The following is a 23,644-nucleotide window of genomic DNA, read 5'->3' as shown; positions in this document are numbered from 1 at the left end:
GTCGCGTCTCGGTCGGCCGTGCCGCGTTCACTTGACTGCTTCGACCAAGGCCATGCCTTCGCCGCGGTAATGGCCGGCGCCGACCACGACGATTTGGGTCGGAGCCTCCTTCATGTCGGTTTCGATGCCCGACGAATCGCCCGGAGCGAACAGCGCTCCCCGCGAGATCGAGAGCGCCGCGAGCGCCAGGCCGAGGGCGAATTGCGCTTCCATCGAATGACCGAAGCGGGTCCCGCTCGACCTGACCGCGAACGATGTGTGGTGGTCGAGGAACGCGCGTTCCTCCGAGGTCACGGGCTCGGCCCCGGTGGCGCCGGTGATGATGGCGCCCGGCGCTTCCCGAACGTCAAGCGCCGACCACAGCCGGTCGAGCGTTCCGGTCACGGCGCCAGCCTCCTTGCGGCGGGCGCGGTCGGCCACGACCTTGCTCAGCCGCGCCAGCGGCTTGGCGCCGCGGGCCTCGGCATGCGGCTTGGATTCCAGCACCAGGAAGGCGCCGGCGGATCCGAGCGCAAACCCCGGATGGTCCTTGCGGGCCCAGACCGGCTTGAATTCGTTCTTCAGATTGTAGTCGCCGAACTCGTAGAGCACGAGCAGGTCCTTGCGCTCGCCATTGTGCGAGCCTCCGACCAGTGCGATGTCGCTCTGGCCGCCGGCGATGCGCGCCAGCGCGATCTTGAACGCGTCGACGCCCGCGACCTCCTCGCCCATGAAGGTGCGCGAGGTACCGCAGACGCCGTGCGAGATCGCGATGTTGCCGGCGAGCAGGTTCGACAGCTGCGCCAGGAACAGCGTGGGGCGCAGATCGCTCATCAGCCGGTCGTTCAGGAAACCGGGCGTGCAATTGCCCTGCGCTTCGGCGTTGAGAATGGCGGTGTCGACGGAGATGTCGCGCTCGCCGCCGCCGGCGGCCACGATCATGTCCATCCGGGACAGGATGTCCTTGTTGCCCTTGAGGCCGGCTGAATCCAGCGCGAGGCCCGCGGCGTAGGTGCCGATGCGCTGCCACGCCTCCATCTGGCGCTGTTCCTTCTTGGGGATCTGCGCTTCCAGATTCACCTTCGCCCAGGGATGCACGATGTAGGGCGCGAAGCCCTGCTCATCGACGTTCATCTGGCCGGAGTTGAGGGCTTCCCAGTTCGCATCGAGGCCTTCGCCGAGCGAGGTCGCAAGACCAATGCCGGTGATCCAGACTTCCACGGGCTCGTTGGTCACGGCTGTCGTCTCACTCATCGCTGCAGCGCCTGTTGCGGAAAGCCGATGCGCTTGGCTTCGGCGTCCATGTGTCCGCGCAATTCCGGATTGGGGAAGGGGACGTGGCTGAAGGTGAGGCTCGCGTTGGAGCGCAGCTTGCCGTCGACCTTCACCTTCGCTTCGGTCATGGCGTAGCCGGACCCTTCGTGGATCACGTGAGCCTCCACCGTCAGCACCTCGCCCGGCGTCACGAAGCCGCGCATCTTGGCTTCCTTGACTGCGGCGAGGAACGGCATGCGCTCGAACTTCATCAGCGCCAGCAGCAGCCAGCCCGAGGTCTGTGCCATCGACTCGATCAGAAGCACGCCGGGCATGATCGGATGCCCCGGAAAATGCCCCTCGAAGATCGTGCTCTGCGTGGGAACCGTCGCTTCGACGGTGATCGTCTTCTCGTCCACCTTGAGGTCGAGAATGCGGTCGATGAGCTTGAAGTATTCGATCTGCATGGCGGGCGCTCAGGCGCCCTTGGCGGCGACCAGCTCGTCGATGCGGGCGCACAGATTCTTCAGCACGAAATACTGCTCGGTGCTGGCTTTGCCGTCGTTGACTTCCTGCGTCCACTTCTCGAGCGGCAGCTTGATCCCGAAGGCCTTGTCGATCGCGAACGCGATGTCGAGGAAATCGAGGCTGTCGATGCCCAGATCGTCGATGGCGTGGCTATCCGGCGTGATCGTGTCGCGCGGGATGTCGCAGGTTTCAGCGATGATCGTGGCGACCTGATCGAATGTTGAGGACATCACTAAGCCTTTGATATATTGGAGCTAATCCGGATAAGGCAACGAGGAGCACCGCGCCCCCGGGGGCGTCTGATGCGAGCCCTTTTACCCCCGTCGCCCAGGAGTCGTGTGCCCGTATATCGGAGCGCCGCGGTGAGTTCAATGGAGCCGGGGACGGCGGTTGTGGCGGGATTGTGATGTGTCGCGACGGCGGCTCGGCCGCGTTGGCGAGAGGCTCAGGGCGTGTAGGTCTCGGTGATGATGCGGGCGCAGTCGCGCCGGCCGGTCAGCAGGCAGTCCTGGGTTTTGCGAAGATCGGCGATGCTCATTGCCAGCCAGATGCCAATGGCGGTCAGCGCGACGGTGAAGGCGATCGCGGCGATGTTGGCCAGGATGCGGTGGCGGAAGTCATCCGGCTCCTCGCGCGTCTGCTCGTAGCGGGACAGGTCGAGCTGGGCCGGCTCGCGGCGAGGCAGCGGCACCGGCGGATTCACGTTCGCACTGCCGGCCTCGGTAACGCGCCGCGCCGGACCATTGCGGGGCCGGAACGGCACCACGCGATGCTCTTCCTCCGCGGCCATGGGGCGCTGGGTCTTCATGCCTCGACTCCGATGTGCTTTCTTAGCACGCAGGCGCAGCCTCTCACAAAGAAACTTTGCAGGAGTTGAGCTGCATCAGAGGAGCGTCTCGCCCTGCGGGTGTGTCGTGTCCGCGGCATTTGCGGTAACGATGGAACCCGCAAACCGGCGGTGCTGATGTCGCCGGACGTGTCTGCAGATTCCATCGGAGCTCATGCATGGCCAATATCCGCGAGCCGCTGCTGCACCCCGTGCCGATCCTGTCGCTGCGCCCGACGCAGATGACGGTCGGGATGCGCGAGGTGAAGGACAAGCGCGAGCGCTGGCGCGAGCACAAATCCAAGAAGAAGCAGGCCGAGCTGCTCGGCAAGCACATGATCCCGGTCGTGCTCGGTCCGGACAAGCGGCACTATGTGGTGGACCACCACCACCTCGCGCGTGCGCTCCATGACGAGGGCGTCAAGGACGTGCTGGTCACCGTGATCGGCGATCTCTCGATGGTCGATCCCGACGGCTTCTGGAACGTGATGGACAACAAGCGCTGGGTCTATCCGTACGACGCCAGGGGCGAGCGGCGGAGCTTCAAGGATCTGCCGAAGACGGTGGCGGATCTGAAGGACGATCCGTTTCGCAGCCTGGCCGGCGAGCTGCGCCGCGCCGGCGGCTTTGCCAAGGACACCACGCCGTTCAGCGAGTTCCTGTGGGCTGATTTCCTGCGCCGCAAGGTCAAGCGCAAGACGGTCGAGGATCGGTTTGCCGCCGCCATGGAGCACGCGCTGGCGCTGGCCAAGAGCCGGGACGCCGTCTATCTGCCTGGCTGGTGCGGACCAGCGTCCGACGACTGATCGCCTCACTTCGCCTTCGGCAGCCGGCCCATCAGATAGAACTCGTCATTCGGGCGCATGCCCGTGACGTTGGCCATCCGGTTCGACAGCGCGAAGAACGCCGCGATCGCGGCGATGTCCCAGACGTCGTCGTCGCTGAAGCCGTGGCCGGCCAGCGCCTGGAAATCGGCATCGCCGACGGTCTGCGCCTCCAGCGCGACCTTCATCGCGAAGTCGAGCATGGCGCGCTGGCGCGGGGTGATGTCGGCCTTGCGGTAGTTGATCGCGATCTGGTCGGCGATCAGGGGATTTTTGGCGCGGATGCGCAGGATCGCGCCATGCGCGATCACGCAATACTGGCACTGGTTCGCGCTCGAGGTCGCCACCACGATCATCTCGCGCTCGGCCTTGGTCAGCCCGCCGTCCTTCTCCATCAGCGCGTCGTGATAGGCGAAGAAGGCACGGAACTCGTCGGGCCGATGCGCCAGGGTCAGGAACACGTTGGGCACGAAGCCGCTCTTCTCCTGCACTGCCAGCAGCCGCGTGCGGATATCATCCGGCAGCGCATCGATTGCGGGGACGGGGAAGCGGCTGATGGCGGGCTGGGTCATGGCAAGGGGATCCGGCTTGCGTGTCAGATGCCGGACCATAGTCGATCACGGCGAGCGCGCAATCACCCTGCAATCCGCCGCCTGCTCAGCGCAGCGGCTTCTTCAGCAGGGAGAAGCGGTCCGGGTCGAGACCGAGCGACGGCTGCAGCATGGGGGCATCCAACGACGTTGCAAGGCCGCCGCCGCGATCGCTGCCGGCGCTCATGCCGCCGTCGCCGTTCGCGGCATCCCTGCTCGAGGTCGCGCCGCGCCAGCGCTCCAGCACGGCGCTGACGAAATGCATGTCGTGCCCGGCATTGACCGAGCGGACGGTGGCGATGGTCGCCTCGCTGCGTGGCAATTGATGCAGGGGCACCTCCTTGAAGCGCAGCCGGGTCGGCAGCGCGACGCCTTCACCGAAGGCCAGCACCTCGCGGGTGCCGAGCGACGGCACGAACGACAGCAGGTTGGCGGCCGCATCCGAGACGGCGGAGCGCAACAGCGACTGGTCGCGTTCGTTGGCGAGGCGCATCGTGAACAGCGTGTTGCACTGGGAGATGATGGTGGCGTCGAGCTCGGCCGGCCGCTGGGTGATCAGGCCGAGATAGACACCGTATTTGCGGCCTTCCTTGGCGATGCGGGAGATCGCCTTGCGGGTCGGGCCGAAGCCGATCGAGCGGTCGGCGGAGGCGTAGCGGTGCGCTTCCTCGCAGACGAACAAAAGCGGCGAGACACCGTCGCTCCACAAGCCGAAATCGAATGCCATGCGGCAGACCACCGAGACGACGGAATCGACCACCTCGGCCGGGAAGCCGGCGAGCTGCATCACGGTCATCGGGCGGCCGTTGGCGGGCAGGCGGAACAGGTGGCTGATGACCTCGGCCATGGTGTCGCCGCCGACATTGGCGTTGTCGAACATGAACGCGTAGCGCGGATCGTTGCGCACGGTCTCGATGCGCGAGATCAGCTTGTGGTAGATGATGCGCGAGGAGCGGTTTTCCAGCTTGCCCATGCGCTCGTCGATCAGGTTGATCAGGTCGACGAGGCGATAGGGCACCGGGGTGTCGACCGTATAGCCGACGGTCTTGGGATCGATGCGCTTGAGGCCGATACGGTCCGTGTTCTGATACTGGGTGTAGATGCCCTTCGCCAGCGGGATGACCTCGGCGAGAATGTCGAGTTCTTCGGGCACGCCGGGCCGGCCGCCGAACAGGACGTCGACGATCTCCTCGAAATTGAACAGCCAGAACGGCAGCTTCAGATTGCGCGGGTTGAGCACCAGCGCCTTCTCGCCGAAGCAGCGGCCATATTCGTTGTGGACGTCGAGCAGGAAGATGCGCAGGTTCGGCCGCGCTTTCAGGATCTCGTTGAGCAGCAGCGACACGCCGGTCGATTTGCCGACGCCGGTCGAACCGAGCACAGCGAAGTGCTTCGACAGCATCTCCTCGACATTGACGCAGGCACGCACGGAGGTGTCCTGCTGCAACGCCCCGATGTCGATGTGGTCGCCGGCCGTCGGCGTGTAGATCGTGCGCAGCTCCTGGCTGGTGATCATCTCGACGGCGTCGCCGATGGTCGGGTAGTGGGTCACGCCGCGCTGGAACTTGGGCCGCTCGGCGGGGCCGAGGATTTCGCCGAGCAGGTCCACGGACGCCGTCGCGACGTAGTCGTGAGCCTTTGACAGGTCCTCGCTGGTGACCTCGGTGATGATCGCGATGATCGTGGCGCTCGGGCAGCGAATGCTGATGAAACGGCCGACTGTCGCGCGGATATCGGAGACGGTCATCTGCTTTGTCGACAGAATGCCGACGCGGGCCTGGGAGCCTCGCACCGAGATCACACGTCCGAAGGATGTCACGGTCATGAAACCTGTGGTGAATTGTTGAGCGGACACCTTCGCCGGAGGGACTGGAGAATTTGTTAAACGGCTCACATTTGTCGGCGCACCGGCCCCCGTCCGTGCGGCCCGGACATGCCTCGCAACGTTGGGAGCATGCCTTCTCAAAGTGGCGTAACGCATTGTGGTATAACGCTTTCTGTTGCCTGTGCTAAAGCGTCGCGCAAGCCGCTTCGTTTAACGCCCGATTTACCATTTCAAAGGGCTTCCTCGGCTCTGCGCACGCCTGGATCGAGGGGACGATTGCGGGCCTGCGGGTCCAACGAAGTGCGGGTGAGGCGGGCTGAGCGGCTGCGCAAGGATTTGATCGCGATCAATCTGGAACCGCGGTGTGCCCGGTATATTCTTCCCGTCAAGCGCGAGGGAGCGGATGCCGGCCGGTCTCGTCGAGCGCACCGGTTGCGCATGTGCCGCTGAAGAGCCGATCCTCGCGTGAAGCAGGAGGATGAAGTCATGGCCGAACCCACCAAGCTGCCCGTCAACACCGAGAAAGCAAATGCGCCGTCCTTGCAGGGATGGCGTCCGTTCGAGAACCTGCGCCGCGAGATCGATCGCGTGTTCGAGGACTTCCACGGCGGAGTCTGGCGCACCCCGTCGCTGTTCGATTCCTTGCCGAGCCTGGCGCGGGCACGCTCCTTCGCCGTGGCGCCGGCGGTCGATGTCGCCGAGCACGACAACGCCTACGAGGTCACGGCCGAATTGCCCGGGCTCGACGAGAAGAACGTCGAGGTGAAGGTCGCGAGCGGCGTACTCTCGATCAAGGGCGAGAAGCAGGAAGACAAGGAAGAGAAGAAGAAGGACTATTACGTCCGCGAGCGCAGCTTCGGCTCGTTCGAACGGTCTTTCCAGATCCCGGATGGCGTCGACACCGACAAGATCGAGGCGGTGTTCAAGCAGGGTGTGCTCAAGGTGACCCTGCCGAAGAAGCCGGAGGTGCAGAAGGCCGCCAAGACCATCGACATCAAGGCGGCATGAGGGCATGTCCTGGTTCTGCTGTCCCATGATCATGGGACAGCAGGGGCTAGACTCCGACGAAGGGCCGCGCTCGCGGCCCTTTTGTTTGCGAGGCTGGAAGGCTAATCTGTCCATCAAGCAAGCGGTTCGCGACAGCGGACCGTGAACGATCGGAAGGGAGACGAGACGATGGGCAAGCTCGCACTTGCGGCCAAGATCACGCATGTGCCGTCGATGTATCTCAGCGAGCTCGATGGTCCGGCCAAGGGCAAGCGCCAGTCGGCGATCGACGGCCATCTCGAGATCGGGCGGCGCTGCCGCGAGGCGGGCGTCGACACCATTGTCGTGTTCGATACCCATTGGCTGGTCAATGCCGGCTATCACATCAACTGCGCGCCGCATTTCGAGGGGCTCTACACCTCGAACGAGCTGCCGCACTTCATCGCCAACATGACCTACGAGTACGACGGCAACCCGGAACTCGGCCACATCCTGGCCAAGGGGGCCAACGCGCATGGCGTGGCGACCATGGCGCATGATGCGACGTCGCTGGCCTTGGAATACGGCACGCTCGTGCCGATGCGCTACATGAACCCCGACCGCCACTTCAAGGTGGTGTCGGTGTCGGCTTTGTGCACCTCGCATTATCTCGCCGACAGCGCCAAGCTCGGCTGGGCGTTCCGTCGCGCCGTCGAGGATCACTATGATGGCACGGTGGCGTTCTTAGCCTCGGGCTCGCTCAGCCATCGCTTCGCCCAGAACGGTACCGCGGACGAATATCGCGACAAGATGTTCAGCCCGTTCCTGGAGCGGCTCGACCACGAGGTAATCCAGATGTGGGAGCAGGGCGAATGGCCCGACTTCTGCGACATGCTGCCGGAATACGCCAGCAAGGGCCACGGCGAGGGCTTCATGCACGACACCGCGATGCTGCTCGGCGCCCTCGGTTGGAACCATTACGATCGCGGCGTCGAGGTGGTGACGCCGTTCTTCCCGTCGTCCGGCACCGGGCAGATCAACGCGATATTTCCGGTCGCGCCGATGCCCAGCGCGATCGACGATATTGGCCGGCCCCGCGCCGCCGCGCTGACGGGCGGACGGCTCTGACGGGGCGATTGCCTCACCAGACGTCCGCGCGTCTCAGCATGTCAGTGATGTCCTCGGGAAAGACCTGGTCGGACGTCGCTGCGAGTTCCTCCCGCCGCCACCACCGCTGCGCAGTGATGGCTGCGCGCTCCAACTCGGTCCAATGCGTCGACGAAACGCCGTCGTGAGCGACCCTGATGAGGAAGTAGCGTTCGTCCGAGCTGACCTGCTCGCCGTCGACCAAAGTGAAGGTGACGGCTCGCTGCACGATCTGCGGTCCGGGATGATCGATGCGAATGCCTGTCTCCTCGAACATCTCGCGGCAGGCGGCGGCCTCGTAGCTCTCGCCCGGATCGAGCCCGCCGCCAGGCGTGGCCCAGAACTGCTCTCCCGCCAGCGCGCCGGCGAGATGCACGAACTTGAACAACAGCAGCCGATCCTGGGGATCGAGAACGAGCAGGCGGGAGGAGGGACGTGCGCGCATCGGAACGCTTTCTGCCCGACTGGCGAGGAGGGCTGTTGATGCGGACGTCCTCGCGCGTCTGGCCCTCCGGCTCAACATCTATTGCTGGATTCCGTCCCACTGGAGCCGAAACGCCTTGGAAGGATCATAGGCGACGGAAGCACCTCCGCTCTTCGGATTGTAGACCAGCAGAGGGCTGCCTTCCGGCGACGTCGCGAACTGAACCAGGAAATTCTGCCTCTGCACCGGCTCCTTGAAGTCGTCCTTGGCCATGGCGAACTTCTCCGCATAGGACGAAGCGAGCTTGTTGAATTCGCCGATGTCACCGCTGCGCAGATAAGCCCATCCCTTGATTTCCGCCGCCGATTTCTGCAGCGCGAGCCTGGAGGGGTCGTTTTGCGGGACGGCCGTCTCCACGGCGGCCGCGATGAATGTCGAACTGCGAATCGCGTCCTGGTATTGCCCGGCGGAGTAGGATGAGCCGGCCGCGTCGGCAATCCAGGTTAGCTGTTGCTTGTTGTCGGCCGTCGTGGCGGCGGCAACCGAATAGAGCCGGGCCCTTTCTCCTGCATCCAAGGATGTGCGGGCGAGCGCCGCGATGTCCGATGGCTTTTTGCCCGCGGCAGCGAGAGCCCGCTTGTTGATGTCGATCGCGAGCTTGTCGTCGCTGCCCGACCAGCTCTTGGGATCTGAGGACACCGGAATCCAGGATCGGGTGGCGGCTGTTTCCGCTGCCAGCAACGAGGCATAGGCCGTCTCCGCGCGCGCCGTTTGAAGATCGGCGCGCTTCGCCGCCGAAATATAGAGCTCGTCGATCATGCTGAGCACCGGCTTGCTGCTGATGATCTTGGTATGGTCCTCCTGAACCTCGATGGTCTGGCGCGTGCTGCTGACCAACATGCTCTGCGCGCTGTAGACCGGGACGGTGCCGTCGCCCTGAACGATCTTCGAGTCGTCGATCCGGTCGGTCTTACCGCTGCGCAGGTGGAACCAGCCGTAGGTGCGATCCGTCTTTTCCCGGCCAAAGAAATAGGACACGTCGGCAATGCTGGACGGGTTGAAGTCGGCGATCTCGCACAGGACTTGCTCGGCTCCCTTCAGCATCGGCGCGAGCTCGTTGTCGTAATAGCTCTTTCGAACCGCGGGCAGGCCGATCCGCTGCAGCAGATCGTATTTGCGCCACGTCTCGACGTCGAACAGGTTGACCGGCTTTTGGTCGTCGCTCTCGACCGGCACCCCCGCCTTGCTCAGTGCCGGTTTTTGCTTCAGGCAGTATTCGCTGCTGCGGATCGGCAGCAGCTCATACAGGCTCGGGAACGAGATGCCTGCTGCATTGATCGAATCGAGCAGATAGTTGCGTTCCCACCAGCCGAGGTAGCGCTTCAGGCCCGTCAGCTCGTCGAACAGGATGTTGTAGCCGTCGACGACGGCCTTGATGGCTTTCGGTGATCCGAGATGCGGCGTCGCAACGAACACGATCTGCGATACGTCGGGGAGGCCACCGTGGCTGCAGGGCTGCTTGCCATAACGCGCGGCCCAGATCTTGGTCATCAGTCCGCCCATGCTGTGGGCGATGATCACGATCGGCGATTTCGCCGCGCCGGCTCTGAGGTCGCAGATGCGGTCGCGCAGCAGCGTGGCATTGTAGGCGTTGGAGAGTCGCCAGTCATACGAGAATACGCTGACGAGCGGATCGCCCGCGGCGTCGGAGCCGATCGCGCTGGCCTTCAGACGCAGATGGTCGACGATGCCGCCATAGATGTTGCTGAACAGCAGGGTCTCGACCACGTCTGTCCGATAGCGGCGATCCGTCTTCATGCTCAAATCGACATCGCTTCGCGCAATCGCGCCGGTCGTTCCCCAGATGTCCCGGCACTGGGTGCCGTCCACGTGGCATTCGGCGATCTTGGAGCCGAGGATGCCCGGAACGAACAGAACCCGCGGCGCGGTCTGCCGTCTGATGTCGCGGCGCCTAGCATAGAATTCGTCACGCGTCTGTTGCGGGATGTCCTTCACGATCGCGCTTCCCGGAACCTCCGACTCGGCCGCGGCCTGCGCATGACATGCGGAGACGGCGATGAGCGCGAGAATGGCGGCGACGGCAAACCTGGTCAGCAGCATCGGCGATCTCCATGAGATGGATCGCAACACGCTCGCCTCACGGCGGATGAGATTGGTGGCAATCGGACGTCAGCAACCCATGATAGCAATGAACGGCCGGTCAGTCACGACGGGTTTTCGGCCGGGAGGAGCAAAGGCAGCGGTGACTGCCTTCGTCTCCGCGCTTGCGGCCCGCGTGCAGGCGGCGGCGTTGAACTTCGGCGCGGCGGCAGCGACCAATTCGGATCCTGGTCGGGATTGGATGCTTTGATGATGCGCATGATTGTTTGGCTGCTCGCCGTGCTGCTCGCGGTCCCCGTCGTCGCTTCGGCCCAAGGGCCGGGGCGGGCAGCATGCAACGTCGACGTCGACATCACCGACCGCGATCCGAACGGCGCCAATGTGCGCGCGAGCCCGGGCGGCAGCGTGATCACGGCGCTGAAGAACCCCACCAGCGAGGGCTGGATCGTCGTGCATCTCGTCGCGCAGCATGACGACTGGTTCGAGATCGACCGCGCCGTTCTGATCGATGTCGACCAGGACAAGGAGCGGGTCATTTTCCAGGGCCGCGGCTTCGTGCACCGGAGCGTCGTCGGGGCCAGCGGGCTGCAGAACGGTGCAGTGATCTACCGCGACCATGCCACCGCGAGCGCGACGCTCGACTCGCATGCGAGCGGCGATCAGGCCGTCGAGCTGCTCGGCTGCTTCGGCACGTTCGCCAAGGTCCGCGTCAAGAAGGGGATCGGCTGGACCCGGCAGCTCTGCACCAACATGGTCACGACCTGCTCCTGAGGGCACAGGTCGATCGGCGCCGCTTCGGAAAACACGCCTGCAGCAGCGGGCGGCGGCTCCGTCAGGCCGTGCAGCGCTGCGACAGCCGCTCGCGCTCGCGGCGGCACTCTGCCGCAAATTGGCGCAGCCGTTCGATCGTCAGCATATCGGTGATGCTGCGCTCGAGCCGCTCGGCCCGCGCGATCTGGTCTTCGAGATCCTGCATCCTGGTCATGTCCCGTCTCCCTGACCAGACAATTTGATGCAAATTGCATCGTTCCGGCCGGGCCGGGATCGTGGTGAACAGCGGGTTAATCCGGCGGGTGCGGCGCTCCGCCTGCCGGTTTGCCCGGGACCGAGCCCTCGTCGGACCGCGCCGGGGTCCAGCCCGGCCGCTGAAACGTCATGACCTCCTCGAACCACAACGAGCGCTGGCCCGGTGCGCAGCCGGTCATGATCGCATCGGCGGAGCCCCGGCTGCATGATGGCGGCAGATCCGCATCCCTGTCCGTCGCCAACATGACGAGGCCGACGACGGCGAGAACGAGCAGGCCAGAGACACCGATGACAGCCAACCGACGCAGAACCAGCACCCTTCGCTCCTTTCGAAGGTGATCTGCGTGGCATGGTCGGCGGATCCTCGCCAGCAACCGCTGATAGTTCCGCCGATTAAGTTGAACGCTGTGGCGCCCTTGTCTTGTTTCTACAAGTTTCCGTTGTGACCACGCGCGGTAGCCGTTGGGCCGGTTGCAGGCGCCTTGCGTTCGGGCCTTGTTGTGATCGGACACCCCGTTCGCTAGCATGAACGCCTTGGCCACAAACGAGGAAGCATGCCATGCGTCGCGGGACGGGCGAGCCCGACGAAGCCATCGTCGTCGCTCCCAGGCTGCGCTCGCCGACGGCGGTACAGCTCCTCACCCGGATGCTCTCGCTGGATCGAGAGCTCGGCACCAGGAAACTGCTGGACGTCGATCAGTTGCTCGACCTCGCGCAAGGTCGCGTCGGTCCGGTGCCGCTCGGCGCGGGCAGCGAACTTCATCTCGAAGGGATCAGGCGCCTCGCGGACGCCGTCGGCCGTGACCCGCATTATGACGACCTCGGCCGCTACATGGCCAGCCACTACATCTATGGCTGGATCGAACGATACGTCCAGTTCGCGCGGGACCTGACCGATGTCCCCGAGATCGCCGACGTGCCCGTCGCAAGACCGCTGTTTCTCGTCGGCTTCGGCCGCACCGGAAGCACGTTCCTGCATCACCTGCTGGCGCTCGATCCGCAGGCGCGGGCGCCGCTTCTGTGGGAGCTGCAGGAGCCGTCTCCGCCACCGCGGCCCGAGACCTACGCGAGCGATCCGCGGATCGGCCGGCTGCGCGCGCAATCCGAGTTCCGGGCCGCCGTGATGCCGGATCTGCACAAGATCCATGAGCTCGCTCTGGACGCCCCCGAGGAGTGCCAGCTCATGATGTGGCATGGTCCGCAGCACATGATCCTCGGACTCCGGTCGCCGGACTATTGGCAATGGTTTCGAGACCTGAGCCGGTCGGACCTTGGTGTGCTCTGTGCCGGCTACAAACGGCAGGTTCAGCACCTGCAGTTGTTTCATCGCGGCGGGCACTGGCTCAGCAAATCGCTGGCCCATGCCCACTTTCTCCCGGTGCTGTTCGAGAGCTTTCCCGACGCGCGGATCGTGCGGCTGCACCGCGATCCCTGCCAGATCATTCCGGCCCTCGCCAGCCTGATCGCGCAGTTGCAGATCGCCTATACGCCGCGCGTCGATTTTGCCGACCTCGGCCAGCGGATGCTGGAGCTGTTCGAACAGTCGATGGCCGGGATGATGCGGGCCGACGAGGCGGCGAGCTCCGAGCGCCATGTCGATATTCTGTTCGACGATCTGACCAATGACCCGATCGCAACCGTCCGCGCGATCTACGCCAGATTCGGCTACGACTTTACGGCGGCGTTCGAGAGCCGCATGCGGCGGCACCTGCAGGCGGGATCGATCAGCCGCCGCTTCAGGCATGTCTATACGCTCGAGCAGTTCGGATTGTCGCGGCCGCAGGTGTTGGCGCGGTCGGAAGACTACCTCGCATGGGTGGAACGGCGCACCGGCGCACGGCTGTGCCGGGCCTGATCCGCTCCCCGTCGCCCGGCGCTCGCGGTCCGCACGGCGCTAGCGGATCAGCGCCTGCCGGCTGTAATCGCGCCAGAACTTCCGGTAGCCGTCTTCCACATGCCGCGTGTACACCGCGCCGTTCCCGGCGGCTGAATTCAACACCATGGCCGGCAGCTTGGCGCGAAGCGCGGCAAGCTCGGCAGGCCGGCCGCTGAATTTCAGCGCGATCGCGAGATAGCCCTCGTCGTCCTCGGCGACCCACTCGTCGAGACCGATCGCCTTGACGATCGCACCGCCGGCGCGGGCGGCCGGGCCGGCGCCGAGCTTGGTGACCACGGGCACGCCCATCTGCAGCGACTCCCATGTCGAGATGCCGCCATTTTGCGGGAACGGATCGAGCGAGATGTCGATCTCGGCGAACATCGCAAGATGCTCCTGGCGCGTCGTCTTTCCTGCACAGATCACGCGGTCCGCGGCAATGCCGTGAGCGACGAAGCGGGCAATCAACCGGTCGCGGAGGAGGGCATCGCCCATCGAGTGGTTCTTGACGACGATGATCGAGCCGGGCGTTGCCGCCATCAGTTGCGACCAGAGCGCAAGGCAAGGCTCGGACAGCTTGTCGATGCGGTTGAATGCGCCGAAGGTGACGTGGCCGTTGCGAAGCATCGGCAGCGGCGATGGCGGAATCGGGGGCGGGGGCTCGATCGTGATGAGCGACGGCAGGTCGTAGATCTTTTCGGCAAACAGATGCCGGACCGCGGGTGGGATCGTCACCGGATCGGCCAGCAGATAATCCATGACGGGCAGGCCCGTCCCGGTGACGCTGCCGACGGCCGAGACCTGGATCGGCGCAGGCTTGCGCGCGAACATCGTGAGCCGGTGGCCGGCGGAATGCCCGGCGAGGTCGACGAGGATGTCGACCTTGTCGGCCTGAATCTGATCGGCGAGCTTGTCGTCGCTCCACAGCGAGGCGTCGACAAAGCGATCGACCAGCGAGCGGCACAGCTCGGTCTTGGCGTCCTTCATCGGCGAGCAGGAATAAGCGAGGACTTCAAACTTCTCGCGGTCGTGGTGGCGCAAGATCGGAAGGAAGGCGAAGGCCGCCGAATGGTCGCGGAAATCGGACGAGACGTAGCCCACGACGAGCCGCCGATCGGGATCGATGTTGCGCACGCCGAGCGCGCGGCGTTCCAATCGCGAGCCGATCGCCGCCCACCAGTCTCTCCGCGCGGCCTGGAGACGTTCCAACCCGGTGTCGGGGAGGAAATCCAGCGCGAAGATCTTCTTGGTGATCGCGTCCTCATGGTTCGGTCGGATCGCGAGCGCGCGGTCGTACTGCTCGATGGCCGCGGCGGTGTCGCCCTGCGCGGCGGCGCAGACGCCGAGCAGGGTCCAGGCGATCTCCGAGTTCGGGTTCTGGGCCAGCACCTTGTTGCTGACCGAGATCGCCAGCGCGATATTGCCGTTGACCAGAAGCATCTCGGCCTTGCCGCAAAGTGCGGCTTCCAGCAGCGGTTCGAGGGCGAGCGCGGCGTCGAAATCGGCTTCCGCCTCGGCGAATTTACCCAGCCCCTGATACGCCCGCCCGCGCTGGGCGAGCACGGCGGCCGCCTTCGGATTGATCGCAAGCGCCGCATTCAGCGCGGTCAGTGCCGCATCGAACTCGCGCAGGTTCATGCTGGCCACGCCCTTGCCGAACAGGGCCGTCAGCAAACGCGGCTGCAGCGAGAGCGCGCGATCGAAGTTCTCGCTGGCCTCGGCGTGGCGGCTCGTGAACATCAGCGCCATGCCGCGATTGGCGTAGGCTTCGGCATGGTCGGGCTTCAGCGCAATAGCGCGGTCATGCGCCGCGATCGCCTCCTCGAAACGGAAGAGGCTCATCAGCGCATTGCCGAGATGCGTCAGCGCGGTCGGAAAGTTCGGCTTGAGCGCGATGGCGCGCTCCAAGCGGGCGCGAGCGTCCTCGTGACGACCAAGCCGCGACAGCGTCACGCCGAGATCCGACTGGGCGTCGGCCGAGCGCGGGTCGAGCTCGACCGCACGGGTGAGGGCGAGCACGGCCTCGTGGGAACGGCCGCAATCCCGTTCGGACACGCCGAGCAGATGCAGGGCGGCGAAATGCTGCGGCAGGTCCTGCAGGATCTGTTGGCACAACGCCTGCGCCTCGTGATGCCGGCCCTCGCGATAGGCCTTGATCGCGGCCGGCAGCAGCGCGTCGGCCTGCTTCTTGGCTCGCTTCTGCAGCCGAGCATTTTGAAAGGCGCGCGCGCCGACGCTGCTTTGCAAGTGCCTGCCCTCCACGAAAACGGTCCATTGCTCGCAATGGTTGTTCCGTTCTCGCCGATTCGCAATGAGCAGACGTTAACGCGCGGTCACGCGCGCCAAAGTAGGCCGACGCTGCAGCGATTCAGGGCACGCCGATGCGTTCGCGGCGGACCGATCCAGATCGTTTCAGGTCGCAGGGACGTCGCGGCAGAGATCAAGCTGGCTGGGGAACCTGGATTCGAACCAAGACAAACAGAGTCAGAGTCTGTTGTGCTACCGTTACACCATTCCCCAACGGAATGCCGAGCAGTTTCAACCAATTGGCGGACTGTCTGGCACCGTTTTGCGAGCCGGCCCGCGAATACGGCCGGCGGCGGCGACGCGTCCTTCTACCCGCATGTCCGAGGCTTTGGCAAGCCGCTGGATGACGGATTTCCAACGTGTTTGGCCGGGGCGGAGCCGGCGGCCGGAGCCGCTAGCGCTTGCTGGGGCGGCCACGCGGCTTTGGCGCAGGGCCGTCCGGCCCGGCGCGCAGCAGCAGGACGAGGCATGCGCCCAGCCGTTCGGCGATCTCGTCGTCGTCGATCGAGAGCGGGCCGGGATCGTTGAGGATGGCATTCACCAGGGTGCCGAGCACGACCTGGACGCCGAACGCGACCGTCTTCAGCTCCGCTGCCGTCGCGGCCGGCTTGCGTCGGACCGCGCTGCTGTCGTGAGGTGCCGGCCGCAGCAGCAGCGCCGCGCGCTGTGAGAGTGCCTGGGCCAGATCCTTGAAACCGGTCCAGTTGTTGGCTCCCTGCTCCCCACGGACGAGGGCTGCGCGCAGCACTCCCTTGTGACGGCGCATCCAGAGCACGATCCCGCGGACCAGGTGATGGCATTGCGCGTCGAGGTCCCCGGGGTGGACCGAACCGGCCGGCGGCAGCTTCAGGAGCTCCTGCCGGCCGCCCTCCAGGGTGAGCGCGAGCAGGGCGTTGAAATAGGCCTCCTTGCTGTCGAACCGGCTGTAGAAGGCGCCCACCGTGGCGCCGATCTGTGCGCAGAGGTCGCTGATCGACAGCTCCGCGAGGTTGCGCGTGCAGAGCAGCTCCGCGCCGGCCGTCAGCAACGCAAGCGTCGTCTCGCGGCTGCGCTGCTGCCGCGACGGCGTGACGCCGGGCAGGTCGACCTGCGCAATTGGTCCAGCCATGCCGCTTTCTCCATCTAGAACCATAACCATAATTATGATTATGATCTGGGGCAAGCGCGGTCGTGCCGCCTCCGGACGGGGGTTGCGGATCGGATGCAATGAGAAACAAGAACGAGCTCGGCCGGCCGGCCAGCGGCCGGGGCGCGAGCGACAGGGGAGGACCAGTCATGAGCGAGCCCGCATTCGGCGGCACGATCGGCAGGACCATCGCCGGCTCCATACCGTGGTGGCCCGCGCCTCGGCAGCCACCAAAGGGCGCGCCGAACATCCTGGTGGTGCTGTTCGACGACGTCGGCTTCTCCGATTTCGGCTGCTACGGTTCGCCGATCCGCACCCCCGCGATCGACGCGCTCGCGGCGCAGGGGCTGCGCTATTCCGGCTTCCACACCACAGCGATGTGCTCGACCACGCGGGCGGCGCTGCTCACCGGCCGCAACCACCATTCGGTCGGCGTCGGCTGCCTCGCCAATTTCGACTCGGGCTATCCAGGTTATCGCGGCAAGATTGCGCGCGAGGCGGGGACGCTCGCCGAGATGCTGCGGGCCCATGCCTATCGCAACTACATGGTCGGCAAGTGGCATGTCACGCCGCTGACCGAGAGCGGCGCGACCGGGCCGTTCGACGGCTGGCCGCTCGGCCGCGGCTTCGACCGATTCTACGGCTTCCTCGATGCCGAGACCGACCAATATGCGCCGGAGCTCGTGCTCGACAACACCCATGTCAGCCCGCCCGGCAGCTTCGCCGACGGCTATCATCTGACGGCCGATCTGGTCGATCAGGCGATCCGTTTCATCGCCGATCATACCGCCGACCGGCCGGAGCTGCCGTGGCTGACCTGGCTCGCGCTTGGCGCCTGCCACGCCCCGCATCAGGCGCCGCGCGACATCATCGAGAGCTACGATGCCGTCTTTGACCATGGCTGGGACGTCGAGCGTGCGCAGCGGCTGGCGCGGCAGAAAGCAATGGGGCTGGTGCCCGAGACGACGGACCTGCCGCCGCGCAATGACGGGGTGAAGGCCTGGGACGCGCATTCGGACGACGAGCGGCGCGTCTTCACCCGGCTGCAATCGGCCTTTGCCGGCATGCTCGATCATGCCGACCAGCATCTGGCGCGGCTGCTCGCTTTCCTCGACAAGACCGGCCAGCGCGACGACACGCTGATCATCGTGATGTCCGACAATGGCGCCAGCCAGGAGGGCGGTCCGCTCGGCTTCGTCAACGCGATGGGTCCGTTCAACTTCAAGCCGGAGCCGATCGCCGAGAAGCTCGCGCGCATCGACGACATCGGCGGGCCCGACACGCACTCGAACTTCCCGCATGGCTGGGCGATGACGTCGAACACGCCGCTCCGGCGCTACAAGCAGAACACCCATGGCGGCGGCATCCGCGATCCGTTCATCCTGTCATGGCCGAAGCGGATTGCGGCGCGCGGCGAGCTGCGGCATCAGTTCGTCCATGCCTGCGATCTCGTACCGACCTTGCTGGAGCTGATCGGCATCGAGGCGCCGGCGACGATCGCCGGCGTGCCGCAGATGCCGCTGGAGGGCGTCAGCTTCGCCGCGTCGATCACGAACGCAACCGCACCGTCGAAGCCTGTGCCGCAATATTTCGAGATGTTCGGCCATCGCGGTCTCTGGCACGACGGCTGGAAGGCGGTGGCGTTTCATCCCACCGGCACCCCGTTCGAGAACGACAAATGGGAGCTGTTCCACCTCGCGCAGGATTTCTCCGAGACGCACGATCTCGCGGCCGAGCAGCCGGAGCGGCTCGCAGCGCTGGTCAAGCTGTGGTGGGAGCAGGCGGAGGCGCATCAGGTGCTGCCGCTCGACGACCGCTTCGGTCCGCGCTTTGCCGAGAACGCCGCGCGCTTCCATGGCGCGCGGACGCGTTTCACCTTCCACGCCGGCATGGGCCATGTGCCCACCGACGTCGCGCCCGACGTGCGCAGCCGCGACTATCTGATCGAGGCCCATGTCGAGATCGATGACGGCGCGAGCGGCGTGCTGATCGCCCATGGCGATGCCACCTCGGGCTACAGCCTCTACATCAAGGACGGCCATCTCGTGCACGATCTCAACATCGGCGGCCGCCACGAGGTGGTCAGGTCGAGCCGCCCGGTGCCGGCCGGCGGGCATCGGCTCGGCCTTCGCGTCGAGCGCCTCAGGCGGCAGAGCGAGCCCGCCAAGGGCGCGCGCACCGGCATGAGCCGGTACACGCTGCTGATCGACGGCGAGGAGGCCGGCGCGCTGACGACGCAGCTCGCCTTTCACACGCTGATCTCCTGGTCGGGGCTCGACATCGGCCATGACCGCGGCAGCCCGGTGTCGGACTACGCGGCGCCGTTCGCGTTCACCGGACGGCTGTCGCACGTGACGGTGACGATGCAGGACGAGCAGAGCCTGGACGGCGAGGGCGTTGGCAACGCCGAGATGGCGCGGCAATAGATCGCGACGAGCGGCGGCCGACTACTCCGCCGCTTCCTTGACCGGGCCTGCCGCGGCGGTCTCCGTCTCGTGGTCGATATGGGTGCGACCCCAGCGCGCGAAGGCGTTGTTGACCCTGTCGAGATAGAGATAGATCACCGGCGTGGTGAACAGCGTCAGCATCTGGCTGACGATCAGGCCGCCGACCATGGCGTAGCCGAGCGGCTGGCGGATCTCCGAGCCGGTGCCGTTGCCGAGCATCAAGGGCACGCCGCCGAGCAGCGCGGCCATCGTCGTCATCATGATCGGGCGGAAACGCAGCAGGGCCGCCTGGCGGATCGACTGCTCCGGCGGCAGATGCTGGTCGCGCTCGGCGGCGATGGCGAAGTCGACCATCATGATGCCGTTCTTCTTCACGATGCCGATCAGCAGAATGACACCGATGAGAGCAATCAGGCTGAAATCGTAGCCGAACGCCATCAGGATCGCGAGCGCGCCGACGCCGGCCGAAGGCAGCGTCGAGAGAATCGTGATCGGATGGATGTAGCTCTCGTAGAGAATGCCGAGGATCAGGTAGACCACGACGAGCGCCGCGAGGATCAGGAGCGGCACGGTGGACAGCGACTGCTGGAACGCCTGCGCCGTGCCCTGGAAGCTCGAGTTCAGGGTCGCGGGCGCGCCGAGCTCGACCATGGCCCGCTGGACTGCGTCGGTGGCCTGGCCGAGCGCCACGCCCTGGGCGAGGTTGAAGCTGATCGTGATCGACGGGAACTGACCCTGGTGGCTGATCGACAGCGGCTTGACGGGAACGGTGGTCCAGCTGGCGAAGGTCGACAGCGGCACCTGGTCGCCGGTCGTCGGCGACTTCACGTAGAGCTTGTTGAGCGTGTCGAGATTGCCCTGCAACTCCGGCAGGATCTCCAGGATCACGCGGTAGGAGTTGAGCTGGGTGAAGTACTGCGCAACCTGGCGCTGGCCGAACGCATCGTACAGCGTGTCGTCGATCAGCTGCGGCGAGATGCCGTAGCGCGAGGCGGTGTCGCGGTTGATCGTCAGCTGAACGGTGGTGCCGTCGGCCTGCTGGTCGGTGGCGACGTCGCGCAGCTGCGGCAGCGAGCGCATCTTCTCCAGGATCTTCGGCGCCCAGTCGTTCAGCTCGGTGAGGTTCGGATCCTGCAGCGTGAACTCGAACTGAGTGCGCGAGGGACGGCCACCCAAGCGAATGTCCTGTGCCGCCTGCATGTAGAGGCGGGCGCCCTCGACCTTCTCGAGTTGCGGCCGCAGGCGGCCGATGATCTGCTGCGCCGTCGCGCTGCGCTCCTCGCGCGGCTTCAGGGTGATGAACATGTTGCCGTTGTTGCCGGCACGGCCGGAGCCGCCGATCGCCATCGCCACGCTGGCGACATCATGATCGTCCATCACGATCTTGGCGAGCGCCTCCTGGCGCGACTGCATCGCCTTGAACGAGATGTCCTGCGAGGCTTCCGAGGTCGCGGTGATCAGGCCGACGTCCTGCTGCGGGAAGAAGCCCTTGGGGATCAGGATGAACAGGTAGACCGACAGGCCCAGCGTGGCGAAGAACACCATCAGGGTGGCGAAGCGCCAGCGCAGCGCAAGGTCCAGGCCCTTCTCGTAGGCGCGCAGCATCGCGTCGAATGCCGCCTCGCTCCACTGGTAGAACTTGCCGTGCTGGGCGGCGTGCTCGTTGCGCAGGAAGCGCGAGGCCATCATCGGCGTCAGCGTCAGCGACACGAACATCGAGACGAAGATGGTCATCGCCAGCACCACCGCGAACTCGCGGAACAGCCGGCCGATGATGCCGCCCATCAGCAGCAGCGGGATCAGCACCGCGACCAGCGAGATCGAGATCGAGACGATGGTGAAGCCGATTTCCTTGGCGCCCTTGTAGGCGGCGGCCATCGGCGATTCGCCTTCCTCGACATAGCGCGAGATGTTCTCGAGCATGACGATGGCATCGTCGACCACGAAGCCGACCGCGATCGTCAGCGCCATCAGCGACAGATTGTCGAGCGTATAGCCGACGCCCCACATCATGGCGCAGGCCCCCAGCAGCGCCAGCGGCACCGTGATGGTCGGGATCACCGTGGCCCAGAAGCTGCGCAGGAAGATGAAGATCACCATGACGACCAGGAAGATCGTCAGGATCAGCGTGAACTGGACGTCCTCGACGGCGGCGCGGATGGTGGTGGTGCGGTCAGAAATGACGTCGATCTTGATCGCCGGCGGGATCGCCGCCACCAGCCGCGGCAACAGCCCCTTGATGCGGTCGACGGTCTCGATGACGTTGGCGCCCGGCTGCTTGAAGATCACCAGGAACACACCGCGCTTGCCGTTGGCCCAGGCCGCCTGCTTGGCGTCCTCGGCCGCCGTGACCGCCTTGCCGATGTCGCGGATGCGTAAGGGGCCACCATTGCGGTAGGCGATGATGACGTCGTTCCAGTCCTTCGAGTCGGTCAGCTGGTCGTTGGCGTAGATCGTGTAGGCGCGGCGCTCGCCGTCGATGTTGCCCTTGGGCGCATCGACGGTGGTGATGGCAATCTGGCTGCGGACGTCCTCCATCGACAGACCCTTGGCCACGAGCTTGGCCGGGTCGATCTGGATGCGGATCGACGGCTTCTGCTGACCGCCGATGATCACCTGGGCAACGCCGGAGATCTGGCTGATCTGCTGGGCGAGACCGGCGTCGACGGCATCGCTGACAGTGGTCAGCGGCAACGTCTCGGAGGTGGCCGACAGCAGCAGGATCGGGGAGTCGGCCGGATTGACCTTGCGGTAGGTCGGCGGCGACGGCAGGCTCTTCGGCAGCTGGCCCGAGGCCGCGTTGATCGCGCCCTGGACGTCGTTGGCCGCGCCGTCGATGCTGCGGTTGAGATCGAACTGGATCGTGACCGATGCGGTGCCCAGATAGCTGGTCGAGGTCATCTGGGCGATGCCGGGGATCTGGGCGAACTGCCGCTCCAGCGGCTGGGCGACCGAGGTCGCCATGGTCTCGGGGCTGGCGCCCGGCAGATTGGCGGTGACCTGGATCGTCGGGAAGTCGACCTGCGGCAGCGGCGCGACCGGCAGCAAGGGATAGGCAACGAGACCGATGAACAGGATGCCCGCCATCAGCAGCGAGGTGCCGATGGGGTATTTGATGAAGGGTGCCGAGATGCCGCCGCCGTTCATTCCTGCCGGACCTTCGCTGGCGCCTGATCCGAGCTGGCCACCGCAGTGGTCACGATCGAGCCGGGCTGCACTTTGAACTGGCCGCCGGTGATCACCTGCTGGCCGGGGGTGAGACCCTCCTCGATCACGGTCCGGCCGTCGATCGAGGCGCCCACTTTCACCTTGCGCAACTCGGCCTTGTTCTCCGGGCTCACCGTGTAGGAATACAGCCCGCTGGTCGAATGCTGGACCGCGTCATCCGGAACCACGGTGGCATCCTTCAGCGTCCGCACCAGCAGGCGCGTCGACACCGACTGGCCCGGCCACAGCACGTGGTCCTTGTTGTCGAACACGGCCTTCAGCCGGATCGTTCCACTCGACGTGTCGACCTGGTTGTTCACGACCATCAGCTTGCCCTCGGCGAGCTGCTTCTTGCCGTCGGTGGTGAAGGCGATCACCTTCAGGGCTGCGGCCTTCTGCGCCTCGTTGATGTAGGGCAATTGCTCCTCGGGCGCGGTGAAGATCACCGCGATCGGCTCGATCTGCGCGATCGACACGATGCCGGTCTGGGTCGAGGCATTGACGATGTTGCCGACGTCGACCTGGCGCAAGCCGGCGACGCCCGAGATCGGCGCCTTGATCTGGGTGTAGCTGAGCTGGGTCTGAGCATTGGCGATCGCGGCATCGTCGGCGGCGATCTGTGCCGTCAGCTGTGCGACCGTGGCGCGCTGGGTGTCCTGCTGCTGCCGCGTCGCGAATTCACCGAGCTTGGTGGTGCGCTGCAGGTCGAGATTGGCGTTGTTGAGATTGGCCTCGTCCTGCGCCCGCTTGGCCTTGGCCTGGTCGAGCGCTGCCTGGAACGGCCGCGGATCGATCTCGACCAGCAGGTCGCCCTGGTTGACGAGCTGCCCCTCGGTAAACGCGATCTTGTCGATCTGGCCGTCGACGCGGGTGCGAACCTGGACGGTATTGAAGCCTTGGACGGTGCCGAGGCCGGTGAGGAAGACCGGGAAGTCCGCCTTCTCGACCGGGACGGTCGAGACCCGAACCGCTTGCGGCCGGGCCGATTTTTGTGCGGCGGTCTTCTTCGCTGCCTCAGCGTCCTGATAACGCTGCCAGCCGTAATAACCGGCGCCGCCGAGAGCCGCGACCAGCAGGATCCATGCAATGGTTCGTGATGTCTTCATGCTGGCCCGTATGCTGAGACGAACAGGATAACCGGTCTTTAAAACCAATCCCAGCAGCCCAGATAT

At 65.5% G+C, this 23,644-nt stretch carries 21 protein-coding genes and 1 tRNA gene; 7 read left to right on the top strand and 15 right to left on the bottom strand.

Annotated features, from left to right (window positions below; all coding sequences use genetic code 11):
- Positions 1–27 precede the first annotated feature (27 nt).
- The 4 genes from QX108_RS07195 to QX108_RS07180 all read right to left on the bottom strand — a co-directional run bounded on the left by QX108_RS07195 (position 28) and on the right by QX108_RS07180 (position 2,569).
- On the bottom strand, positions 28–1,233 hold the full coding sequence (locus QX108_RS07195; RefSeq protein ID WP_315780171.1) for a beta-ketoacyl-ACP synthase: 1,206 nt from the start codon (positions 1,231–1,233) through the stop codon (positions 28–30).
- Entirely contained in the window at positions 1,230–1,700 is a 471-nt protein-coding gene (locus tag QX108_RS07190) for a 3-hydroxyacyl-ACP dehydratase FabZ family protein (protein ID WP_172113458.1), read from the bottom strand. Before QX108_RS07190 ends, QX108_RS07195 begins: the two co-directional genes overlap by 4 nt.
- Before the next feature lie 9 nt (positions 1,701–1,709).
- A complete protein-coding gene (locus QX108_RS07185) occupies positions 1,710–1,991 on the bottom strand; it encodes an acyl carrier protein (protein WP_006609130.1) in 282 nt (93 codons plus the stop codon).
- A gap of 215 nt (positions 1,992–2,206) precedes the next feature.
- Positions 2,207–2,569, bottom strand: a complete 363-nt coding sequence (locus tag QX108_RS07180) for a hypothetical protein (protein ID WP_315720722.1) — start codon at positions 2,567–2,569, stop codon at positions 2,207–2,209.
- A gap of 197 nt (positions 2,570–2,766) precedes the next feature.
- On the opposite strand from QX108_RS07180, the gene QX108_RS07175 reads away from it, so the two are divergent.
- Positions 2,767–3,393 (top strand): ParB-like protein, encoded by a 627-nt coding sequence (locus QX108_RS07175; protein ID WP_315780173.1) that lies wholly within the window; start codon positions 2,767–2,769, stop codon positions 3,391–3,393.
- A 5-nt stretch (positions 3,394–3,398) separates the two neighbouring features.
- Here QX108_RS07175 and QX108_RS07170 read toward each other — a convergent pair whose 3' ends face one another.
- Positions 3,399–3,983, bottom strand: a complete 585-nt coding sequence (locus QX108_RS07170) for a peroxidase-related enzyme (RefSeq protein WP_315720720.1) — start codon at positions 3,981–3,983, stop codon at positions 3,399–3,401.
- Between the two features lie 85 nt (positions 3,984–4,068).
- A complete protein-coding gene (locus QX108_RS07165) occupies positions 4,069–5,826 on the bottom strand; it encodes an ATP-binding protein (RefSeq protein WP_315780176.1) in 1,758 nt (585 codons plus the stop codon).
- Positions 5,827–6,312: 486 nt separating this feature from the next.
- On the opposite strand from QX108_RS07165, the gene QX108_RS07160 reads away from it, so the two are divergent.
- Positions 6,313–6,834 (top strand): Hsp20/alpha crystallin family protein, encoded by a 522-nt coding sequence (locus QX108_RS07160; RefSeq protein WP_315720718.1) that lies wholly within the window; start codon positions 6,313–6,315, stop codon positions 6,832–6,834.
- Positions 6,835–7,002: 168 nt separating this feature from the next.
- Positions 7,003–7,920 (top strand): 3,4-dihydroxyphenylacetate 2,3-dioxygenase, encoded by a 918-nt coding sequence (gene hpaD, locus QX108_RS07155; protein WP_315780178.1) that lies wholly within the window; start codon positions 7,003–7,005, stop codon positions 7,918–7,920.
- Positions 7,921–7,933: 13 nt separating this feature from the next.
- Here hpaD and QX108_RS07150 read toward each other — a convergent pair whose 3' ends face one another.
- Together QX108_RS07150 and QX108_RS07145 are read right to left on the bottom strand one after the other, a co-directional pair.
- Entirely contained in the window at positions 7,934–8,383 is a 450-nt protein-coding gene (locus QX108_RS07150) for an NUDIX hydrolase (protein ID WP_315780180.1), read from the bottom strand.
- A 78-nt stretch (positions 8,384–8,461) separates the two neighbouring features.
- Positions 8,462–10,483, bottom strand: coding sequence for a lipase/acyltransferase domain-containing protein (locus tag QX108_RS07145; protein WP_315780182.1), 2,022 nt, complete (start codon positions 10,481–10,483; stop codon positions 8,462–8,464).
- Between QX108_RS07145 and QX108_RS07140 the strand changes: the two genes are divergently transcribed.
- Together QX108_RS07140 and QX108_RS07135 are read left to right on the top strand one after the other, a co-directional pair.
- Positions 10,452–10,733, top strand: coding sequence for a hypothetical protein (locus QX108_RS07140; RefSeq protein WP_315720714.1), 282 nt, complete (start codon positions 10,452–10,454; stop codon positions 10,731–10,733). The genes QX108_RS07145 and QX108_RS07140 overlap by 32 nt on opposite strands.
- A gap of 2 nt (positions 10,734–10,735) precedes the next feature.
- Positions 10,736–11,254: a hypothetical protein gene (locus tag QX108_RS07135; RefSeq protein ID WP_315720713.1), complete on the top strand. Its 519-nt coding sequence runs from the start codon at positions 10,736–10,738 to the stop codon at positions 11,252–11,254.
- 61 nt (positions 11,255–11,315) lie between these two features.
- Here QX108_RS07135 and QX108_RS07130 read toward each other — a convergent pair whose 3' ends face one another.
- Both QX108_RS07130 and QX108_RS07125 read right to left on the bottom strand, forming a co-directional pair.
- Positions 11,316–11,468 carry a hypothetical protein gene (locus tag QX108_RS07130; protein WP_315780184.1) on the bottom strand — a complete coding sequence of 51 codons (153 nt, stop codon included), beginning with the start codon at positions 11,466–11,468 and terminating at the stop codon, positions 11,316–11,318.
- Between the two features lie 76 nt (positions 11,469–11,544).
- Positions 11,545–11,826, bottom strand: coding sequence for a hypothetical protein (locus QX108_RS07125; RefSeq protein WP_315729266.1), 282 nt, complete (start codon positions 11,824–11,826; stop codon positions 11,545–11,547).
- Between the two features lie 242 nt (positions 11,827–12,068).
- On the opposite strand from QX108_RS07125, the gene QX108_RS07120 reads away from it, so the two are divergent.
- A complete protein-coding gene (locus QX108_RS07120; protein ID WP_315780186.1) occupies positions 12,069–13,364 on the top strand; it encodes a sulfotransferase in 1,296 nt (431 codons plus the stop codon).
- 39 nt (positions 13,365–13,403) lie between these two features.
- On the opposite strand, the gene QX108_RS07115 is transcribed toward QX108_RS07120, so the two are convergent.
- From QX108_RS07115 to QX108_RS07105, 3 genes are all read right to left on the bottom strand, one after another.
- Positions 13,404–15,632: a tetratricopeptide repeat protein gene (locus QX108_RS07115; protein WP_315780188.1), complete on the bottom strand. Its 2,229-nt coding sequence runs from the start codon at positions 15,630–15,632 to the stop codon at positions 13,404–13,406.
- Between the two features lie 199 nt (positions 15,633–15,831).
- Positions 15,832–15,905 (bottom strand) — tRNA-Gln (locus tag QX108_RS07110).
- 181 nt (positions 15,906–16,086) lie between these two features.
- A complete protein-coding gene (locus QX108_RS07105; RefSeq protein ID WP_315780190.1) occupies positions 16,087–16,800 on the bottom strand; it encodes a TetR/AcrR family transcriptional regulator in 714 nt (237 codons plus the stop codon).
- A 167-nt stretch (positions 16,801–16,967) separates the two neighbouring features.
- On the opposite strand from QX108_RS07105, the gene QX108_RS07100 reads away from it, so the two are divergent.
- The gene (locus tag QX108_RS07100; RefSeq protein ID WP_315780192.1) at positions 16,968–19,244 is read left to right on the top strand and encodes an arylsulfatase; all 2,277 of its coding nucleotides are present in this window, start codon (positions 16,968–16,970) and stop codon (positions 19,242–19,244) included.
- Between the two features lie 21 nt (positions 19,245–19,265).
- On the opposite strand, the gene QX108_RS07095 is transcribed toward QX108_RS07100, so the two are convergent.
- Together QX108_RS07095 and QX108_RS07090 are read right to left on the bottom strand one after the other, a co-directional pair.
- Positions 19,266–22,412: a multidrug efflux RND transporter permease subunit gene (locus QX108_RS07095; protein WP_315780194.1), complete on the bottom strand. Its 3,147-nt coding sequence runs from the start codon at positions 22,410–22,412 to the stop codon at positions 19,266–19,268.
- Entirely contained in the window at positions 22,409–23,578 is a 1,170-nt protein-coding gene (locus QX108_RS07090) for an efflux RND transporter periplasmic adaptor subunit (RefSeq protein ID WP_315720706.1), read from the bottom strand. Before QX108_RS07090 ends, QX108_RS07095 begins: the two co-directional genes overlap by 4 nt.
- Positions 23,579–23,644 lie beyond the last annotated feature (66 nt).

The sequence above is a fragment of the Bradyrhizobium sp. SZCCHNR1002 genome (genome assembly GCF_032381435.1).
In the GTDB taxonomy this organism is placed as follows: domain Bacteria; phylum Pseudomonadota; class Alphaproteobacteria; order Rhizobiales; family Xanthobacteraceae; genus Bradyrhizobium; species Bradyrhizobium aeschynomenes.
The sequence above is the reverse complement of the archived record's forward strand: the minus strand, read 5'-3'. Positions and strand labels throughout refer to the sequence as shown.